Source organism: Micromonospora sp. NPDC003241, from assembly GCF_053589795.1.
Map to the genome: position 1 here is coordinate 18,886 of NZ_JBSFSO010000010.1, position 19,892 is coordinate 38,777.

15 protein-coding genes and 1 riboswitch are annotated in these 19,892 nt (G+C 72.5%); of the genes, 14 read left to right on the top strand and 1 reads right to left on the bottom strand.

Annotated features, from left to right (window positions below; translation table 11 throughout):
* Positions 1 to 14 precede the first annotated feature (14 nt).
* Positions 15 to 3,749, bottom strand: a complete 3,735-nt coding sequence (locus tag ACWDVW_RS11040) for a glycoside hydrolase family 2 TIM barrel-domain containing protein (RefSeq protein ID WP_449946851.1) — start codon at positions 3,747 to 3,749, stop codon at positions 15 to 17.
* 347 nt (positions 3,750 to 4,096) lie between these two features.
* A riboswitch (cobalamin riboswitch) is annotated at positions 4,097 to 4,225 on the top strand.
* Between the two features lie 99 nt (positions 4,226 to 4,324).
* Here ACWDVW_RS11040 and ACWDVW_RS11045 point away from each other — a divergent pair.
* The 14 genes from ACWDVW_RS11045 (at position 4,325) to ACWDVW_RS11110 (ending at position 19,888) form a co-directional block, all read left to right on the top strand.
* Positions 4,325 to 5,380 (top strand): peptidase, encoded by a 1,056-nt coding sequence (locus tag ACWDVW_RS11045; protein ID WP_449946853.1) that lies wholly within the window; start codon positions 4,325 to 4,327, stop codon positions 5,378 to 5,380.
* A gap of 35 nt (positions 5,381 to 5,415) precedes the next feature.
* Positions 5,416 to 5,910, top strand: coding sequence for a hypothetical protein (locus ACWDVW_RS11050; RefSeq protein WP_396747244.1), 495 nt, complete (start codon positions 5,416 to 5,418; stop codon positions 5,908 to 5,910).
* 341 nt (positions 5,911 to 6,251) lie between these two features.
* Complete coding sequence (locus ACWDVW_RS11055) at positions 6,252 to 7,700, top strand: cell wall anchor protein (protein ID WP_449946856.1); 1,449 nt, start codon at positions 6,252 to 6,254, stop codon at positions 7,698 to 7,700.
* Positions 7,697 to 8,641 carry a hypothetical protein gene (locus ACWDVW_RS11060; RefSeq protein ID WP_449946858.1) on the top strand — a complete coding sequence of 315 codons (945 nt, stop codon included), beginning with the start codon at positions 7,697 to 7,699 and terminating at the stop codon, positions 8,639 to 8,641. The genes ACWDVW_RS11055 and ACWDVW_RS11060 overlap by 4 nt, the downstream gene beginning before the upstream one ends.
* Positions 8,634 to 9,878, top strand: a complete 1,245-nt coding sequence (locus ACWDVW_RS11065) for a CbiQ family ECF transporter T component (protein WP_449946859.1) — start codon at positions 8,634 to 8,636, stop codon at positions 9,876 to 9,878. Before ACWDVW_RS11060 ends, ACWDVW_RS11065 begins: the two co-directional genes overlap by 8 nt.
* Complete coding sequence (locus ACWDVW_RS11070) at positions 9,875 to 11,506, top strand: ABC transporter ATP-binding protein (RefSeq protein ID WP_449946861.1); 1,632 nt, start codon at positions 9,875 to 9,877, stop codon at positions 11,504 to 11,506. Before ACWDVW_RS11065 ends, ACWDVW_RS11070 begins: the two co-directional genes overlap by 4 nt.
* Positions 11,503 to 12,417 (top strand): ECF transporter S component, encoded by a 915-nt coding sequence (locus ACWDVW_RS11075; protein WP_449946863.1) that lies wholly within the window; start codon positions 11,503 to 11,505, stop codon positions 12,415 to 12,417. Before ACWDVW_RS11070 ends, ACWDVW_RS11075 begins: the two co-directional genes overlap by 4 nt.
* 363 nt (positions 12,418 to 12,780) lie before the next feature.
* Complete coding sequence (locus ACWDVW_RS11080) at positions 12,781 to 13,737, top strand: ABC transporter permease (protein ID WP_350696998.1); 957 nt, start codon at positions 12,781 to 12,783, stop codon at positions 13,735 to 13,737.
* A 38-nt stretch (positions 13,738 to 13,775) separates the two neighbouring features.
* Positions 13,776 to 14,567, top strand: coding sequence for an ABC transporter ATP-binding protein (locus ACWDVW_RS11085; protein WP_449946865.1), 792 nt, complete (start codon positions 13,776 to 13,778; stop codon positions 14,565 to 14,567).
* Positions 14,564 to 15,385 (top strand): ABC transporter permease, encoded by an 822-nt coding sequence (locus tag ACWDVW_RS11090; protein WP_449946867.1) that lies wholly within the window; start codon positions 14,564 to 14,566, stop codon positions 15,383 to 15,385. Before ACWDVW_RS11085 ends, ACWDVW_RS11090 begins: the two co-directional genes overlap by 4 nt.
* A 20-nt stretch (positions 15,386 to 15,405) precedes the next feature.
* On the top strand, positions 15,406 to 16,584 hold the full coding sequence (locus ACWDVW_RS11095; RefSeq protein ID WP_449946869.1) for an ABC transporter substrate-binding protein: 1,179 nt from the start codon (positions 15,406 to 15,408) through the stop codon (positions 16,582 to 16,584).
* 113 nt (positions 16,585 to 16,697) lie between these two features.
* Positions 16,698 to 17,489, top strand: a complete 792-nt coding sequence (locus ACWDVW_RS11100) for an IclR family transcriptional regulator (RefSeq protein ID WP_449946871.1) — start codon at positions 16,698 to 16,700, stop codon at positions 17,487 to 17,489.
* Between the two features lie 51 nt (positions 17,490 to 17,540).
* A complete protein-coding gene (locus ACWDVW_RS11105; protein ID WP_449946872.1) occupies positions 17,541 to 19,025 on the top strand; it encodes an NAD-dependent succinate-semialdehyde dehydrogenase in 1,485 nt (494 codons plus the stop codon).
* Positions 19,019 to 19,888 (top strand): nitrilase family protein, encoded by an 870-nt coding sequence (locus ACWDVW_RS11110; RefSeq protein WP_449946874.1) that lies wholly within the window; start codon positions 19,019 to 19,021, stop codon positions 19,886 to 19,888. Before ACWDVW_RS11105 ends, ACWDVW_RS11110 begins: the two co-directional genes overlap by 7 nt.
* Positions 19,889 to 19,892 lie beyond the last annotated feature (4 nt).

Sequence of the window (19,892 nt, forward strand, 5' to 3'; positions counted from 1 at the left end):
GAGGAGCGAGGTCTCTAGGCGATCCGTTGGAGCTGGAAGCGCTGGTTGGGGTTGCCGGAGAGGGCCCACTGGCAGATGCGGGCCCCGTCGGCGGTGGACGCCGCGTACACGTCCATGGCCAGGCCGGTCTGCCGGTTGACCAGGCTGACCACGCCACCGCCGTGGTCGACGAGCCGCCACTGCTGTGCGGCGGTGTTGGTGTCGACCTGCTGGACGATGTCGGCGCCACTGGCGGTGGTGGCGGGCTGGAGCACCAGCCCGCTGTGGCGGGCCCGGATCCGGTAGTGACCGCCGTCCGCGGTCACGAAGTCGAACTGCTGGTTCGACCCGGTGCCGATCGGCCACTGGATGAGCGCGGTCCCCGGCGCGGTGGAGTTGGCGTTGACGTCCGCGGTCTTGCCGCTGTGCTGGGCCACGAGGCGGTAGTGGACTCCCGGCTGCACCGGTCCACCTCCGGTGACCTCGCCGACCGGCTGCCGGGACAGGGTCATCGCCTGGGCGACGTCGGGCAGCGGCCGCAGCCGGTAGCCGTAGGTGTAGGTCCGGTCCGGAAGGATCTTGTACGCGTCGATCGTGTGCGCGCCCCAGCTGTCGTTGCCGCCGACACCCATCTGCCGGTGGTTGACCCGCAGCACCACCTCCTGGCGTCGGGTCAACTGGTAGTCGTGCCGGACCCCGACCGACAGGTCCTCCGGGGTGAAGTACGACGCGTTCACCTCCACCAGCGAGTCGCCGGTCACCAGCAGGCCCCGGCCGGCGCTGTCGGTGAGGGCCGCCCACCGCACGTCGGTCTTGTTGCCGTTCTCCTGCGGTCGCAGGTAACTGGTCCACTGTTGGGCCACGGTCGACTGGTAGAGGCCGACGTCGGAGCCCGTCCGGCGGTCCCAGTGGTTCTCCTGGGGACCGCGACCGTAGTAGCGGAACCGGTCCAACGCGGCGGGCAGCATCAGGATCGTCCCCACCTCGGGGATGTACGGCAGCCCGGCCGAGCCGGGCCGGAGCGTCTGCTCGACCCTGATCTCACCGTTGCCGAAGACCGTGTACGTCGTGGTGTACGTCGAGACCGTACTGGTCGGCAGCGTGCCGTTGACGGTGATCCGGGTCGCGCGGTCGGAGAGGCGGGTCACCACCACCCCGGTCACCGTCCGGTTCGCGCCCGCCCGGCGCCAGGTGGCGTTGCGGGTCGGGTGGCCGTTGCCCCGGTCGTTGTCGTTCGGCGCCCGCCAGAAGTTCGGCGTCGGGCCGGAGTTGAGCAGCCGCATGCCCAACGCGTCGTACGAGCTGATCAGCCCGGTCCCCTTGGCGACGGTGACCGCGAAGCCGGTGCCGCTGACGGTGACCGCGGCGGTCGTCTCCGACACGGTCAGCGTCGGCACGCCGGTGACCGGGACCGGCTGGACCGGCGGGCTGCCGAAGTCGACCGCCAGCTGCTGTTTGGCCACCTCGAACCCGGCGTCGGCCCAGACCGTCGACGTCCGCAGCCGGAACGACAACTGGAGGAAGTGCTCCGCCCCGGGTGCGATGGCGCTCGGGCGCTGGATCGGCACCTGCACCGTCCCGGTCGACAGTGGCGCGACGTCGAGTTGTTGCGCGGTGAGGCTGCCGCTCTGGATCACCTGGCCGTCGGCGAGCAGCGACCAGCGCCCCTCGAACGCGTTCACGTTGGTGAAGAGGTACTCGTTGGTGATCCGGATTGACCCGGTGCTGACGTCGGCCCCGGCGGCGACGTTGATCGCCTGGTAGACCTGCTTGACTTCGACGGCCTTGCCGCCCGGCCGGCGGTCCGCGTCGACGATGCCGTTGCCGCAGAAGTTGCCCTCGAAGTCGGGGCGGTCACCCCAGTCACCGCCGTACGACAGGTAGGTCGCGCCGCTGCCGCCGGGGACCGGTCGGCGCAGTGCCTCGTCGGCGAAGTCCCAGATGAACCCGCCCTGCAGGATCGGGTAGCGCCGGTAGATGTCCCAGTACTCCTTCAGGTTGCCGGTCGAGTTGCCCATCGAGTGGGCGTACTCGTGCGACACGTAGGGCCGAGGGTCGGCGTCGCGGGCACGCTGCTCGGTGCGGGCCAGGGACTCGTACCCCTCCACCCGGAGGTCGCTGACCTCAGGCCGGTTGTCGCCCTGGTACTGGATGATCCGGGTCGGGTCGGCCGCCCGGATCCAGTTGCGCATGGTGACGAAGTTGCTGCCCGCGCCCGCCTCGTTGCCGAGGGACCAGATCACCACGCAGGCGTGGTTCTTGTCCCGGTGCACCATCGCGCTCGCCCGGTCGATGACCGGTGCGGTCCAGTCCGTCCGGGAGGCCGGGTAGCTGCCCATCACCCCGTGCGTCTCCAGGTTCGCCTCGTCCATCACGTACAGGCCGTACTCGTCGGCGAGTTCGTAGAAGGTCGGGTTGTTCGGATAGTGGGCGGTCCGGACGGCGTTGATGTTCAGCTGTTTCATCACCCGGATGTCGCGGACCATGTCCGCCCGGGTCAGCGCCGCGCCCCGGTCGGTGTCGATCTCGTGCCGGTTGACGCCTCGGATCGAGACGGGTCTGCCGTTGACCCGGATCAGGCCGTCCCGGATCGCGAACTCCCGAAAGCCGACCCGGGTCGACACGGTCTGGACGACCGCGCCGGACGGGTCACGGAGCTGGAGGACGGCGGTGTAGAGGTTCGGGTACTCGGCCGACCAGAGGCGGGGTGCCGTGACCGCCCGGCTGCCCCGGCCGGTCGCGTCCTGTCCGGGTGCGACCGCGCCGACGGCGATCTGGGTGCGCAGCGGATCCGGCCAGACCGGTTGCTGGTTCTGGTCGTAGAGCTGGGTCTCGACGGTGTAGGTCCCGGCCGGTTGGCTGCCGCTGTTGCGCAGGCTGGCCGCGACCACGAGGTCGGCGTTGGTGTAGCCGTCGCGCAGTGGTGTCTGGATGGTGAAGTCGCGCAGGTGCACGGTCGGCAGTGAGTAGAGGTGGACCGACCGGAAGATGCCGGAGAGCCGGATCATGTCCTGGTCCTCCAGCCAGTCCCCGTCCGGGAAGCGGAAGACCTCGACCGCGATCAGGTTGGCGCCGGTGCGGAGGTGGTCGGTGACGTCGAACTCGGCCGGGGTGTACGAGCCCTCGCGGTAGCCCACCCGGGTGCCGTTGATCCACACGTAGAAGGCGGCCTTGACCCCTTCGAAGTGGAGGTGGACCCGTCGCCCCTGCCATCCGGCGGGCACCTGGAAGGTCCGGCGGTACTGCCCGACCGGGTTGAACTGGGTCGGCACGAAGGGCGGGGTGCGAGCCTCGTCGAAGCCGGTGCCACCCCACCACGGGTACGCGATGTTGGTGTAGATCGGGAAGTCGTAGCCGTGCTGCTGCCAGTTGGCGGGCACCGGGATCGTGCGCCAGGAACTGTCGTCGACGTCCGTGCGGTGGAAGGTGAGGTCGCGGTCCGCCGGCCGCAGGACGTGCTGGAAGCGCCAGGTGCCGTCGAGGCTCAATCGGTACGGCGAGACCGTGCGGTCCGCGTTCAGCGCCTGCTGGAGGTCCCCGTAGGGCATCAGTGTCGCGTGTGGTGGCTGGGCGTTGACCTGGAAGATCCCAATGTTGTTGTTCCACTCCGGGTAGCCGTTGGGAGGATCCTCCCAGGCCGCTGCCGCGCCCGCCTCGGGTGCGGCAGCGGATGCGCCGCCCGACCACGGCGCGGCGATCGCGCCGAAGGCTCCCAGGCCGCCACCGAGCAGCAGACGGCGACGAACGGACGGTCCCTCTGGATCAGACATCTGCGGTCTCTCCTCGCCACCGACGGCACCGACGCGACGACGACTCGACTCACCGGGAGGTGCTGTCCGCCGAAGGAGCGGGAGGCCCAGTCATCGAAGCCGATCACTGGAAAGTTACGATATTCATCATATGTATGTCAACGCTGTGGCGCTTTCCTGGTCAGTTGGTGATCCAGGCGCAACTTTCGACGGTGATTTGATCTGATGAATGGGCGAGGTTGGTTCGTGGACCGCGCCTCCGGCCGATGTCGATCGTCGCGGCGTCGAGGGCGCTGCGGTGCCGTGGTGACGTACCGCATGCGGCCGATCGCACATTGACAGCGAAGTGGGGGCCGACCAGACTGGCCCGACAATTGCACAGCCGCGGTCACGTGTGGGGGAAGTCCGGTCGAAGTCCGGCGCTGGCCCGCAACGGTAGGCCGCCGGGGGTTACCCCGGTGGCGAGCCCGAATACCCGACGTGCCCGCGAGTCCCTGCTCCTCACCCGTCGTGGCCCACGGGTCGGAGGCCGGCCAGCCACGTCCTGACGGGCGGGCCGGGTTCCTGACGACCGCCGGGCCGGAAAGGCGCGCCCGATGGTCGTCCGCCCGAGCCGGTACCGCCCGCTCACCCTCCTCTGCGGCGTACTCGCCGCCCTCACCCTCACCCTGACACTCACCGGCCCGGCGATCGCCGCGCCCGCCCAGGTGGGCGGCGTCCGCTCCGACGCGGCCGCCGGCTGGCTGGCCCGCCAACTGGTCGACGGGGAACGATTCGAGACCGTCTTCGACGGCGTCGCGTACCCGGACCAGGGGTTGACCCTCGACGCGGTCCTCGCCTTCGCCGCCGCCGGCACGGCCGACGACTTCGGCGCGTCGGCGCTGGCCTGGGTCACCCGGCCGGACGTCCGCGACGGCTACGTCGGCGACGGCACCACCGAGGCGTACGCGGGCGCGACCGCCAAGCTCGCCCTCGCCGTGGCGGTACGCGGCGGCGACCCGACCGACGTCGGCGGGGTGGACCTGGTCGCCCGGCTGCGCGGGTTGCAGGCGCCCGACGGCCGGTTCACCGACCGGTCGGCGTGGGGCGACTACAGCAACGCGTTCAGCCAGTCCTTCGCGATCCTCGCGTTGCGCCGGACCGCAGCGGGAGTGCCCCCGTCGGCCGCCGGCTGGCTGGTCGGCACCCGGTGCCCGGACGGTGGTTACCCGGTGCTGCCGGCGCAGCCGGTCTGTAGCTCCGACGTGGACGCCACCGCCCTCACGGCGCAGGCGTTGCGGGCCGCCGGTCGGCACGCCGACGCCGCCGCAGCACTGCGCTGGCTGGTGTCGGTGCAGCGGGTCGACGGCGGGTTCGTCAACGCCGACGGGATCGCCAACGCCAACAGCACCGGCCTGGCGGCGCAGGCGCTGCGCGACGGTGGCCGGCCGGTGGCCTGGCTGCGGGCCCGGGTCTTCCTGACCGGGTTGCAGGTCGGCTGCGCCGCGCCGACGGCCGACCGGGGGGCCGTCGACTTCGACGGCGGCACCTTCGACCCGGGCACCGCCACCCGCGCCACCGCCCAGGCCGTCCTCGGTGTCACCGGCACCGGGTACGCGCGGCTCTCGTCTGCCGGTGCCGCCACCGGCGCACCCACCCTGCCCTGCCGTTGATCCGCACACCGATCCCCGTTCCCCGAGCCGAAGGAGTGCCCATGTCCCATGTCCAGAGTCCCGTCCGCCGGTGGTTCGCCGGCCTGTTGGCAGCGGCCGTCGTCGCGCTCGGCCTGATCGCCGTCGAACCGTCGCCGCGCGCCGCCCACGCCGCCGCCTGCACCGGCACGACGGGGGTCACCGTCGTGGTCGACTACGGTCCGCTCGGCGGCGGCGTCCAGGTGGCGTGCGCGCTCGGCGACCCGGCCACCGGGCTGGCCGCCCTCCAGGGCGCGGGCTTCGCGGTGACCGGTACCCAGCGGTGGGGCCTGGCGTTCATCTGCCGGATCAACGGTCAGCCGACCGCCGCCACCGAGCCCTGCGTGAACACCCCGCCGGCCAGCGCGTACTGGTCCTACTGGCACGCCTCCGGCAGCGGTGCGGCCTGGACCTACAGCACGCTGGGCGCGACCAGCTACAACCCGGCACCGGGAACGGTCGAGGGATGGTCCTTCGGCACCGGCACGGCACCCAGCATCACCGCCCCCTGACCTGCGGATAGCCTGACGGGTCCCGCGCCCGCCGGGTGTCGACGCCGTCTGGCGCCACAGGGCGACCGGGCGGTACGGTGTCGACACCCGGCGTGCCGGGCCACAACTGAATGCGTCCCGTTCGGGGGGAAGCCGGTCGAAGCCGGCGCTGACCCGCAACCGTGAGCGAGCACTGTCTCGCGAGCCGGAATGCCCCGAATCGGACGAGCGGCTTCCACTGTCGAGGTCTACAGGGTGGAGTCCGGCCAGCCGACTTTCGGCACCTCGTCGCGACCACGTGTACGGGATGCCGCCGGTGCCTTCCGGAGCTTTCACCGACCGCTCTGCGAAAGGCACCCCTCATGCTCTCCTGCTCGCTCCGGCGCGTCGGCGCCGGACTCGGCGCCGCCACCGCCACCGCGCTCGCCGTCGTCGTCGCCACACCGCTGGGCGGGGTGGCCGCACCGACCGCGACCCACACCGCCGCCGCCGGGGACGCCGCGCGCTGGCTTGCCGGCGAGTACGCCGACGGTGTCCTGCCCGGGCCGTTCGGCGGCGCCGACTGGGGCCTCACCATCGACGGCGTGCTCGCCCTCGCCGCCACCGGCGTCAACCCGTCGACCCGGCAGACGGCGACCGCACAGATCGCCGCCAACGTGCGCTCGTACAACAGCTACGACGACTGGGGCATCGAGGGCTTCACCGACGGCGGGGCCACCGCCAAGCTGCTCTACGCCGCCACCGCCGCCGGTGGCGACCCGACCGACTTCGGCGGCTGGGACCTGCGCGCGGAGACCCTGTCGCTGGTCTCCGGCGCGGACACCGGCCACCAGCACGGCCGGATCACCAGCCGCACCACCGAGGCGTCCGGTCAGGACCCGTCCAACACCTTTGACCAGAGCTTCGCCGTCCTCGGGCTGGCCCGCAGCGGCGGCGCACCGCAGGAGACGGTCGACTTCCTGGTCCGGCAGCAGTGCGCGGCCGGCGGCTTCCGGCTCTATCCCGACGCGGACGGCGCACCGTCGGCGAGCTGCGACGCGCAGGGCAACGCCACGCTCGACGTCGACTCCACCGCGATGGCCGTCCAGGCGTTGCTGGCCAGCGACGCCGACGGCGCGGACGACGCCGCCCAGCGCGGAGCCCAGTGGCTGGCGGCACAGCAACGCACCGACGGGTCGTTCGGCGGCTCGGGGCCGACCAGTGGCGCCAACTCCAACAGCACCGGCCTCGCCGGGCAGGCCCTGGCCGCGGCGGGTCGGGACAGCGAGGCGACCCGGGCCGCCGAGGCGTTGGCGGCACTCCAGCTCACCACCGGCAACGGCGGTGCCGCCGCGACCGAGGCCGGTGCCATCGCCTACAACACCGACGCGCTGACCGAGGCGGTCGGCGCGGGCATCACCGACAACCTCCGCGACCAGTGGCGTCGCGCCACCGCCCAGGCGCTGCTCGGCCTGGCCCAGGTGCCGCTCGGCCGGATCGGTCTCGACCCGCCGCCCACCGGCGGCCCCACCCCGTCGGCCAGCGCGTCGCCCACGCCCACCGGCTCGCCCACACCGACCGCGTCACCGACGCCGAGCACGCCACCGACGCCGACCGATCCGCCGACGGTCGACCCGACGCCGAGCGCCTCCCCGAGCGGTACGCCGGCCACGCCGGTCGCCACACCGACCGTGAGCACCAGCCCGGTCGCGGGGGGACCGGGACGCCTGCCCACCACCGGCGTGGCCATCGGCGGGTACGTGCTCACCGCGCTGCTGCTCGTCGGTGGGGGAGCGGTGCTGCTGGTGCTGGGCCGTCGGCGGGCCACATGAGCGGCCGGACGGTCCGCGCGGCAGTGGTGCTCGCGGTGACCGCCGCGAGCACGGCCCTCGGCGCGGCTCCCGCACAGGCCGCCGGTCGCGCCGGCCACTGCCCGGACGCCAACGGCGTGACCGTGGTGGTCGACTTCAAGGAACTCGGCGGTGGGGTGGTGGTCCGCTGCGCCCCGGGCGACCAGGCCACCGGTCTGGCCGCGTTGAAGAACGCCGGGTTCCAGATCGCCGGCACCCTGCGCTGGGGCGAGGGCTTCATCTGCCGGATCGAGGGCAAACCCTCGACCGCCACGGAGAAGTGCGTCGACACGCCACCGGCCAGCGCCTACTGGTCGTACTGGCACGCGCCGGACGGCGGTTCCTGGACGTACAGCGACCGGGGCGTGCTCAACCGCAAGCCACCGGCGGGCAGCTTCGAAGGCTGGTCGTTCTCGCTGAACCGCAGCGCCGACAACGCGCCCCGGCCTGCGGTGGCACCGAACCGGCCGGCACCACCGCCGCGCACCACACCACCGGCACCGCCGCCGCCCCGCACCTCGGCACCGGCACCGCCGCCACCCGCACCCACCCCGCCACCGCCGGGTGCCCCGCCGCCCGCCGCCCCGCCGCCGGCCGCAGGCGCACCCGTGGCGCCCGGCGTCGGCGTCCCGACCGGTGCGGCCGGTACGCCCGCCGCCTCGGCCCCGGTCGCGCCGACCGGCGACGCGTCCGGTCCGCCGCCGGAGGTGCCGCCGTCGGCGAGCGCCGTCCCGCCCCTGGGTGCCGCGCCCGCGCCGCCGACCGACCCGACGGGATCGCTCCCGCCGGTCGAGGTCACCGGAGCCCGGGACGGCGACGGCCTGCCGCTGGGCACCCTGGCCGGGCTGTTCCTGCTGGTCGCACTGGTCGGCGGTGGTGTCCTCGCGGCGCGTCGTCGGCGCACCGCCGCACCGGATGAGTGACCGGGCCGTCGTCGACAGCGGCCCGTCCGCTCGGCTGTCGGTGCGGTCCGGGGCTCGGACCGCCGGGACCTCTCGGCTGCCGCGCGGCCTGCATCCGGGCGCCTGGTGGTGTTGGGCGCTCGGGTTGGCGACGGCGGCCAGCCACACCACGAACCCGCTGCCGCTGGCGATGATCGTCGCTGCGGCGGCGCTGGTGGTGGTCCGTCGTCGCGGCGACGCCCCCTGGGCGTTGGCGTTCCGGATGTACCTGGTGCTCGGTGCGGTGATCGTGGCGATGCGGGTGCTGTTCCGCCTGGTCTTCGGCGGTGGTCAGGGCGACCACGTCCTGCTCCACCTGCCGGAGATCCCGTTGCCCGCCTGGGCGGCCGGTATCCGGCTGTTCGGGCCGGTCGCCGCCGAACAACTCCTCGGTGGCTTCTACGACGGGCTGCGGCTGGCCACGATGCTGATCTGTCTCGGTGCCGCCAACGCCCTGGCCAACCCGAAGCGGCTGCTCAAGGCCGTGCCCGGCGCCCTGTACGCGGTCAGCACGGCGGTGGTGGTCGCCCTGTCGGTCGCCCCGCAACTGGTCGAGAGCGTGCTGCGGGTACGCCGTGCCCGCCGACTGCGCGGTGCGCCCGGGCACGGTCTGCGCGCCCTGCGCGGCATCGCCCTGCCGGTGCTGGCCGACGCCCTGGACCGGTCCCTCGCCCTGGCGGCGGCGATGGACTCGCGAGGTTACGGGCGCACCGCCGCCGTACCGGCCGGTCGGCGTGCTCTCACCGGTGCCCTGGTGCTCACCGGGCTGGTCGGTGTCTGCGTCGGCACGTACGGCCTGCTCGACGCGACCGTGCCCGGCTATCTCGGTCTGCCGATGCTGCTCGCCGGGCTGGCCACGGCGGTGGTCGGAATGCTGCTGGCCGGGCGTCAGGTGCGGCGTAGTCGCTACCGCCCCGACCGGTGGCGGCTGGCCGAGCTGGCCGTCGCCGGGTGTGGCCTGGCCACCGCTGCGGTGATGACGTTGGCCGGCACGGTGGACCCGGAGCGGCTCTACCCGCCGGTCAGCCCGCTCACCTGGCCGGAGTTGACGCCCCTGGTGGTGCTCGCCGTGCTGGTGGCCGTGGCGCCGGGCTGGCTGGCCCCACCGGCACCGACGGCGAACCCCGCCGCGCGACCGCTGCCCGTGCCAGCGGCGGCGAGCGGCCGCACCGACCACACGTCGCCTCGCGACACCGCCCAGCCGGAGGCGCACCGATGATCGACTTCGACCGGGTCACCGTCCGGTACGCCGAGAGCCGCGAGCCGATGCTGCGCGACGTCCGCCTGCACATCCCGGAGGGCGAGCTGTGCCTGGTCGCCGGGCGCACCGGAGCCGGCAAGTCGACGCTGCTGCGGGCGATCAACGGGCTGGTGCCGCACTTCACCGGCGGCACCCTGTACGGCACCGTCACCGTGCACGGCCGGGACACCCGGGCACATCCGCCGCGCGATCTCGCCGACGTCGTCGGCGTGGTCGGTCAGGACCCGCTCGCCGGCTTCGTCACCGACACCGTCGAGGAGGAACTCGCCTACGGCATGGAGCAACTCGCGCTACCCGCGCCGGTCATGCGCAAGCGCGTCGAGGAGACCCTCGACCTGCTCGGCATCGCCGAGCTGCGGGACCGTCCGCTGCGGACACTCTCCGGCGGGCAGCAGCAGCGGGTCGCCATCGGCGCGGTCCTCACCAGCCATCCGCAGGTGCTGGTGCTCGACGAACCGACCTCGGCGCTGGACCCGACCGCCGCCGAGGACGTGCTGGCCGCCGTCACCCGCCTGGTCCACGACCTCGGCGTGACCGTGGTGGTGGCCGAGCACCGGCTGGAACGCGTCGTGCAGTACGCCGACCGGCTGCTCTATCTGCCCGGCGACGGCACCGTCGTCGACGGGCCACCGGACGCCGTGCTCGCCGGCATCGAGCTGGCCCCGCCGTTGATCGAGTTGGGCCGCGTCGCCGGCTGGACACCCCTGCCGCTCTCCGTCCGCGACGCCCGGCGTCGTGCGGGCGACCTCCGGCAGCGGCTCGCCGACGCGTCGCCCCCACCGGCGGCGCCGGTGCCGGACGGCGTACCGGCGCTGACCGCGCGGGGCGTCGCGGTGCGGTACCCGGGCACGGTGGCGGTGCGCGGTGTCGACCTCGACCTGCACTCGGGCCAGGTCGTCGCGCTGATGGGCCGCAACGGCTCCGGGAAGTCGAGCCTGCTCTGGGCGGTGCAGGGCAGCGGCCCACGCCAGGGCGGCACGGTGACCGTGCCCGGCCCGGACGGCGACACCGATCCGAAGGCGCTGTCCGCCGCGCGGGCCCGCCGCCGGGTCGGTCTGGTCCCGCAGACCCCGGGCGACCTGCTCTATCTGGAGACGGTGGCCGCCGAGTGCGCCCAGGCCGACCGGGAGTCCGAGGTGCCCGAGGGGACCTGCCGGGAGTTGCTGGACCACCTCACCCCCGGGCTGCCGGACGACCGGCACCCACGGGACCTGTCGGAGGGGCAGCGGCTGGCCCTCGCGCTCGCGGTCCAGCTCACCGCCGCCCCGCCGGTGGTCCTGCTCGACGAGCCCACCCGGGGGCTGGACTACCGGGCCAAGCGGCAGTTCGCCACCGTGGTCCGTCGACTGGCCGCGCAGGGCCGGGCGGTCGTGGTCGCCACCCACGACGTCGAACTCGTCGCCACCCTCGCCGACCGGGTGGTGGTGATGGCCCAGGGCGAGATCGTCGCCGACGGCACCGCCGCCGAGGTCATGCTCGCCTCACCGGCGTTCGCGCCCCAGGTCGCCAAGGTCCTGGCCCCGCAGCCCTGGCTGACGGTGGACCAGGTCACCTCGGCACTGGCCCGCGCCGAGGTGACGCGATGAGCGTGCTGCGGGTCGCTCCGCGTACGGCTGTCATCCTGACCCTCGCCTCGGTCGCCGCGTTCGCCACCTTCGCCTGGCCGTTCTTCGTGCCCGCCCAGCCGGAGGCGACGGCGCGGACCACCGAGGCGCCGCTGGTCTTCATCGTCGTCCTGCCGGTCCTGCTCGCCCTCGTCCTGGCCGAACTCAGCTCGGGCGGCATCGACAGCAAGGCGTTGGCGATGCTCGGCGTGCTCGCCGCCGTCAACGCCGCGTTACGCCCGCTGGGTGCCGGCACCGCCGGGATCGAGACGGTGTTCTTCCTGCTGGTGCTGGCCGGTCGGGTGTTCGGGCCCGGGTTCGGCTTCCTGCTGGGTGCCATCTCGCTGTTCGCCTCCGCGCTGCTCACCGCCGGGGTCGGACCCTGGCTGCCGTTCCAGATGCTGGCCGCCGCCTGGCTGGGGCTCGGCGCGGGGCTGCTGCCGTCCCGGCTGCGGGGCCGGGCCGAGATCGCCGTGCTGGCCGGGTACGGCGCGGTCGCCGCCTACGCGTACGGGCTGCTGATGAACCTCTGGTTCTGGCCGTTCAGCGTCGGCGCAGACACCCAGCTCTCGTACGTCGCCGGTGCGCCGGTGCTGGAGAACCTGCACCGCTTCGCGGTCTTCACCGCCGTCACCTCCACCTTCGGCTGGGACACCGGCCGGGCGGTCACCACCGCCGTCGCCATCGTCCTGGTCGGACCGGCGGTGCTGGCCGCGTTGCGCCGGGCCGCCCGCCGGGCCGCGTTCGACGCCCCGGTGACCTTCGCCGCGCCCGTCACGCCGACGGTGGGCGTGGGGTCGGGTGCACCCACCGGTGCGCCGATCGACGGGCCGGACGCGGTGCCGACCGCCCCGCCGGGACGAACCGGGGACGGTACGCCACCCGAACGATGAGCGGGTGTGTCCGGACGGTGTGCGGGTGTGCCCGGACGCGTTCCGGGACTGGCGGCCCGGCCTCCGCACCGTCCTGACGCCTCGTCGCCGTGCGGACGACGACGAGCGCTGGCACGCGTGGTGCCCGTGGCGTCGCTCTGCGTGGCGGCGGGTGGTGGACGTCTGCCCGGATCGGGGTATCCGCAGGTGGGCGCGGGTTACAAGGTCGTAAATCGTGATCTGAGGGCGGCTCCGAACCGTTGACGTGGCCTCGCTCACGCTCCTATGGTGAACCACCAGTTCACTGAGTGATCCGATCCGGGCGGGGGAAGCCGGCGGATCCCACGCCAGACGACGCTTCCGAGGGATTCGGAGAGTGCCTGCATGACCGTGACAAGAACGACCACCGCCGCGGTGGCCGCCCAGGGCGGACCCGCCGGTCAGGTGGACCCGCCGACACCACGCCGCCGAAACGCCCGACTGGCCGCCGCGAGCAGGAGCGGTCGCAACGCGGCCGGAGCCGTCCTGGTGGTGGCGGCGCTCGCCGGCCTCTGGGAGGGCTACAAGGCGTTGGGCCGGGCCGTCGGCGACGTCGTGCCCGGCACCCGGATCGCCTTCCCCGTCGCCACCGACGATCTGTCGATGCCGCACGTGTGGACGATCCTCGGCGCACTCGTCGAACCGGCCCGACGCGGCGACCCGACCACGCTCGGCGTCTATCTGCTCGGCGAGACCAGCGTGACGCTGCGCGAGGCGTTCTACGGCCTGGTGGCCGGCGCGTCGCTCGGCCTGCTGCTCGCCGTCCTCTTCCTGAACGTGGTGCCGCTGAGCAAGGGGCTGATGCCCTGGCTCGTGGCGTCGCAGACGGTCCCGCTGGTGGCCATCGCACCGATGATCGTGATCTGGGGCGGCAAGGCCGGCGCACCGCCCTGGGTGGCGGTCACCGGCATCGCCGCCTACCTCGCCTTCTTCCCGGTCACCATCAACACCCTGCGCGGTCTCAAGTCACCGCCGAAGGTCCAACTGGAGTTCATGCGCAGCGTCGGTGCCGGCCGCTGGCAGGTACTCGGGTGGCTGCGGATGCCCGCGGCGCTGCCCTTCGTCTTCGCCGGCCTGCGCCTCGCGGCGACCGCGAGCGTGGTGGGCGCGATCGTCGGCGAACTCTCCGCCGGCACCGGCCGGGGCATCGGCCGGGCCATCCTCACCTTCGCCTACTACTACTCCAACGGCCCCGAGAAGTTGTACGCGGCCGTCCTGGTCGCGGCGGCGGCCGGCATCGTCTTCGTGCAGTCCCTGGCACTCATCGAGCGCGTCGCGCTCCGGAACCGGCAGACCCGGTGACCACCCCTTCCGCCTCCACAACACCTGGAGAGACGCTGATGTCTGAGGCCGCGATCATTTCCGTGCGAGGAGTCACCAAGCAGTTCACCGGCGGAGACCGTACGGTGACGGCGCTTGAGGACATCGACCTGTCGATCGAGCGGGGCGAGTTCGTGTCCCTGCTGGGGCCCAGCGGCTGCGGCAAGAGCACCCTGCTGCGGATCCTGGCGGACCTCACCGAGCCGACCGACGGCACGGTGTCGCTCAACGGCAAGCCGCCGGCCGCGTCCCGGTTGGACCGGGACTACGGCATGGTCTTCCAGCAGGCCGGCCTCTTCGAGTGGCGGACCGTGCAGCGCAACGTCGAACTGCCGTTGCAGGTGGCCGGCGTGGACAAGGCGACCCGGCGGGCCAAGGCCCACGAGATGCTGGACCTGGTCCGCCTCTCCGACTTCTCCCGCCACTTCCCCTGGCAGCTCTCCGGCGGCATGCAGCAGCGGGTGGCGATCGCCCGCGCGCTGTCGGCCGACCCGGAGATCCTTTTCATGGACGAGCCGCTGGGCGCGCTCGACGAGATGAACCGGGAACGCCTGCAGGGCGAGCTGCTGCGGATCTGGTCGGACACCCGCACCACGGTCGTCTTCGTCACGCACAGCATCTCCGAGGCGGTCTTCCTCTCCTCGCGGATCGTCGTGATGTCCGCCCGTCCCGGTCGCATCGCCGCCAGCATCGACGTCGACCTGCCGTACCCGCGCACCGCGGCGACCCGGACCACCGACGCGTACTTCGCCAAGGTCACCGAGGTGCGCGCGGCGCTGCACGGCGTCCCGGCCGAGCAGGCGGCCCGATGAGCACCACGCCCCTCACCCGGACCGCCCCGTCCGCCGCCGGGCTCCGGACGGCCGTCGGCCGGTTCCTGCCGGTCGTGCTCACCGCCGTGGTGATCCTCGGCTCGTGGCAGTTGGCCGTCACGATCTTCGACGTCCCGTCGTTCATCGTGCCGGCGCCGGTGGAGATCTCGTCCGCGTTCCGCTCCGAGTTCGGCACGATCATGTCGGCCTCGGTGATCACCGTGCGGGCGGTGCTCCTCGGTCTGCTCCTCGGCGCGGTCGCCGGGGTCTCGGTGGCCCTGGCGCTCAGCCGCTTCCCGGGCGTGTCCGGCCCGGTGCTGACCGCCGCCGTCATCATCAACTGCGCCCCGATCGTGGCTCTCGCGCCGATCTTCAACAACTGGTTCGGGGTTACCAACCCGATGTCCAAGGCCGGCGTGGCCGCGGTGATGGTCTTCTTCCCGGTCCTGGTCAACACCACCAGGGGCCTTCTCCAGGTCTCACCCCTGCACCTGGAGATCATGCAGTCGCTCGCGGCACAGCCTCGACAGGTGGCGCTCATGCTGCGGCTGCCCAACGCGTTGCCGTACCTGTTCAACGCGCTCAAACTCGGCAGCACGCTCGCCGTGATCGGCGTGATCGTGACCGAGTACTTCGGTGGACCGAGCAACGCGCTCGGGGTGTATATCGCCTACCAGGCGGCCCTGCCCCGCTTCGAGTACGCCTGGGCCGGGATCGCCGTGGCCAGTGCCCTCGGTCTGCTGCTGTTCGGTGCCACGTCCCTCTTGGAACGCCTCCTGATGCCCTGGCACGAGTCCCTGCACGACAGCGACTCCTGAAAGCCCGGATCCCCCACGAAATGTTGGAGTCAGATATGGCCCTGCACCTACGGCGGACCTCGCGGAGGAACCGCCCGATCACGATCGCCGCCACGCTCACCGCCGTCCTGCTCGCCGCCTCGGCCTGCGGAGGCATGTCCGACGGCCCGAGCGAGTCCGCGGCCGAGGCCGCCAAGAACTGTGAGTCGACCACCAAGGTCCGGGTGGTGCTCCAGTGGGTCGCCCAGGCCCAGTTCGCCGGCTACTACGCGGCGAAGGAGAAGGGGTACTACGCCGAGGAGTGCCTCGACGTCACCATCCAGGAGGGCGGCGTCAACATCGTCCCCCAGCAGGTGCTCTCCGCCGGCAACGCCGAGTTCGCGGTCAGCCACGTCACCAAGACGATGGTCACCCGGGAACAGGGCGCGGACCTGGTCAACATCGGCCAGGTGTTCCAGCGCGGCGCGTACCTCCAGGTCGCCTGGGCCGACTCCGGCATCAAGGAGCTGACCGACCTCAAGGGCAAGAAGGTCGGGAGCTGGGGCTACGGCAACGAACTCGTGCTGTTCGCCGCGATGAAGGACGCCGGTGTCGACCCGACCAAGGACGCCGAGATCATCCAGCAGCCGTTCGACATGTCGCTGCTGCTGCGCAAGGAGGTCGACGCTGCCCAGGCCAAGACCTACAACGAGTACGCCCAACTGCTGGAGACCAAGAACCCGGACACCGGTCAGCTCTACCAGCCGTCGGACTTCTCCGTGATCAACCTCCAGGACGCCGGCTACACCAGCCTTGAGGACGGCGTCTACGCCCGGGGTGACTGGCTCAACGAGCAGGCCAACCAGGACACGGCGGTGAAGTTCCTCAAGGCGTCCTACCGGGGCTGGGGCTTCTGCCGCGACGAGCTGGACGACTGCGTGGACATCGTGCTCAACGCCGGCAGCGCGTTGGGCAAGGGACACCAGACCTGGATGCTCAACGAGATCAACAAGCTGATCTGGCCGGCCGCCAACGGCGTCGGGATGATGGACCAGGCGGCCTGGGACCAGACGATCAAGATCGCGATGGGCGGCGGCGTGCTCAAGGGCGTGCCGGACTCCGACGCGTTCCGCACCGACCTGTCGAAGCGCGCCAACGAGGAACTCACCGCTGACGGCTTCGACGCCAACGGCAACTCCTACACCCCGCAGACCGTGACGATCACGGAAGGCGGCAGGTAGGCGAGCGGTCGGGTGCCGGGCGGTCCCCACCGTTCGGCACCCGACCGCAGCCGATGGCTTCTGCCAAGATGTGGGCCGTATCTCACGGCTGACGGCGATTGATGGAGGTAGCGATGGCGCCCAGTGAGGCGGGCCTGGTGCGACGCACGATCTGGCTCCTGCGGGCGGTGGCGGCGCACCCGGAAGGTGTCGGGCTCAGCGAGGTCGCCCGCGAGGCGGGTATCCCGAAGGCCACCTGCTACCGGGTGCTCACCGTGCTGGAGCGGGAGAGCTGGCTCACCCTGGATCCGATCACCCGTCGCTACCGGGTGTCCCTCGGTCTGCTCTCCATCGTGGGCGGACTGCTCGACGGCGGTGGCGCCTACGGCCACATGCGGGAGGTGCTGCGCAACCTCGCCGAGGAGACCCGGGAGACGGCCGGCTTCGACGTGCTGCTGCCGCCGCAGGTGATGGTCGTGGCGCAGGTGCCGGGTCCGTCGCTGATCGGGCAGACGCTCAAGCCGGTACCCCGTACCCAGCCGGTCTGGGCCACCTCCACCGGCAAGGTGCTGCTGGCGGCGCTGAGCGCGGAGTCGGTGTGGGAGGACTTCACCGAGGAGTTCGCCGAGCACGCCCCGCCGGAGGTGGGCGACCTGGAGTCCTTCGTGGCCTCGCTGGACGCGGTCCGGGAGCGCGGGTTCGCCTTCGCGTACGACGAACTCGAGGTGGGGGCGGCGTCGGTCGCCGCGCCGGTGCGGCTGCGCGGCACCACGCCGTACGCGGTCTGGATCGGTGGGCCGACGTACCGGATCACCCGCGAGCGCATCGACACCATGGCGGAGTCGGTGATCAAGGCCGCCCGGCAGCTCACCGACCTGCTCAGTAACGCAGACATCGACATTCCGAGTGCCTTCGCCAGACGCTAGGGCACCCGCCGACCGCACGGCTCGTCCACGCGTGCGGTGAAGGAGGAGACAATGGCCGTACCAGCCGAGGTGTTGGCGGCGGCACTGACGGTGGTCGACAAGACCCCCAAGGGGCTGTACGTCGACGGCGAGTGGCGTGCGGGCCGGGACGGTGCCGTCCTGCCCGTGGAGGACCCGGCGACCGGCACCACCATCGCCGAGGTGGCGGACGCCTCGGTCGAGGACGGGCGGGACGCGTTGGCCGCCGCCGCCCGGGCCCAGGCCGGGTGGGCCGCGACGCCGCCCCGGGAACGGGGCGAGGTGTTGCGCCGGGCGTTCGACCTGATCATCGAGCGCCGTGACGACCTGGCCCGGATGATGACCCTGGAGATGGGCAAGGCGTTCGCCGAGTCCCAGGCCGAGGTGGCTTACGCCGCCGAGTTCCTGCGCTGGTTCGCCGAGGAGGCGGTCCGCATCGACGGCGGCTACCTGCCGGCGCCGGGCGGCAACTCGCGGGTCGTGGTGATGCGCCAACCGGTCGGCCCCTGCCTGCTGGTGACCCCGTGGAACTTCCCGATGGCGATGGGCACCCGCAAGATCGGTCCCGCCCTGGCGGCCGGGTGCACCGTCGTGGTCAAGCCGGCCAAGCAGACGCCGTTGTCCATGTTGGCGCTGGTGCGGATCCTGGAGGAGGCGGGCCTGCCCCGGGGCGTGGTCAACGTGATCACCACCTCGCAGTCCGGCCGGGTCACCTCGGCCCTGCTCACCGACGAGCGGTTGCGCAAGCTGTCGTTCACCGGTTCGACCCCGGTCGGCCGGACCCTGCTGGCCCAGTCCGCCGAGCGGGTGCTGCGTACCTCGATGGAACTGGGCGGGAACGCGCCGTTCCTGGTCTTCGGCGACGCCGACCTCGACCTGGCCGTCGAGGGGGCGGTCCAGGCCAAGATGCGCAACGTCGGTGAGGCGTGCACCGCGGCGAACCGGTTCTACGTGCACCGCTCCGTGGCGCCGCACTTCGTCGAGGCGCTCGCCGAACGGCTGGGCGGGCTGCGTGTCGGGCACGGGCTGGACCCGTCGACCGACGTGGGGCCGCTCATCGACGGCGTCGCGGTGACCTCGGTCGCCGAGCTGGTCGCCGACGCCACGCAGGCGGGTGCGGCGGTCGTCACCGGTGGCGGGCCGGTCGAGGGAGCCGGGCACTTCTTCGCGCCGACCGTGCTCTCCGGCGTGCCGGAGCGCGCCCGGTGCGTCCGCGAGGAGATCTTCGGCCCGGTCGCCCCGGTGGTGGTCTTCGACGACGAGGACGAGGCGGTCGGCCTGGCCAACGACTCCGAGTACGGGCTGGCCGCGTACGTCTTCACCGAGAACCTGGGCCGGGGGCTGCGGGTGACCGAGCGGCTGGAGAGCGGGATGGTGGGGCTCAACCAGGGCGTCATCTCCAACCCGGCGGCCCCCTTCGGCGGCGTCAAGCAGTCCGGGACGGGCCGCGAGGGCGGGGCGGTCGGCATCGACGAGTACCTGTTCGTCAAGTATGCGGCGGTGCGGGCGCCATGGTGACCCGCTTCCTGCTCGCCGGGGTGCAGATGGCGCCGGTCTTCGGCGACGTCGCGGCGAACATCGCCGGCACCTCCGCCTGGATCCGGGCGGCGGCCGACCGGGGAGCCCGACTCGTGGTGCTGCCCGAGGCGGCCTCGGCGGGGTACGTCTTCGCCGACCGGGCGGAAGCGGCCCGGTACGCCCAGCCGGTGCCGGACGGGCCGACGGTCACCGCGTGGGCGCGGCTCGCCGCCGAGCTGGACGTGTGGATCGTCGGCGGGGTGACCGAGCGGGACGGCGACGCGGTCTTCAACTCGGCGGTGCTGCTCGGTCCGACCGGGCACCTCGGCACGTTCCGCAAGGCCCACCTGTGGAACGACGAGAAGGAGATCTACGACCGCAACGCCGACGGTTTCCCGGTCTACGACACGCCGCTGGGCCGCATCGGCATCGGGATCTGTTACGACGCTTGGTTCCCCGAGACGTTCCGCAGTGCCGCGTTGCAGGGCGCCGACCTGGTGGTGCTGCCGTCGAACTGGGTGCCGGTGCCGGGACAGCCGACGACGGCGCCCGCGATGGCGAACCTGATGTGCATGACCGGGGCGCACTCCAACCAGTGTTACGTGGCCGGGATCAGCCGGATCGGGGTGGAGAACGGCCAACCCTTCGTCGGCCGGTCCGTCCTGGTCGGACCGGACGGCTGGCCGATCGCCGGCCCGGCCAGCGGGGACCGCGAGGAACTCGTGCTGGCCGAGGTGGACCTGATCGGTACGCGGGCGCAACGGTGGCACAACCCGTTCAACCAACCGCTGGCCGACCGGCGGACCGATCTCTATGTGACCGGTGACCACGCCGTGCCAGCGGTGCTGCCGTCACCGCGCTGACCTG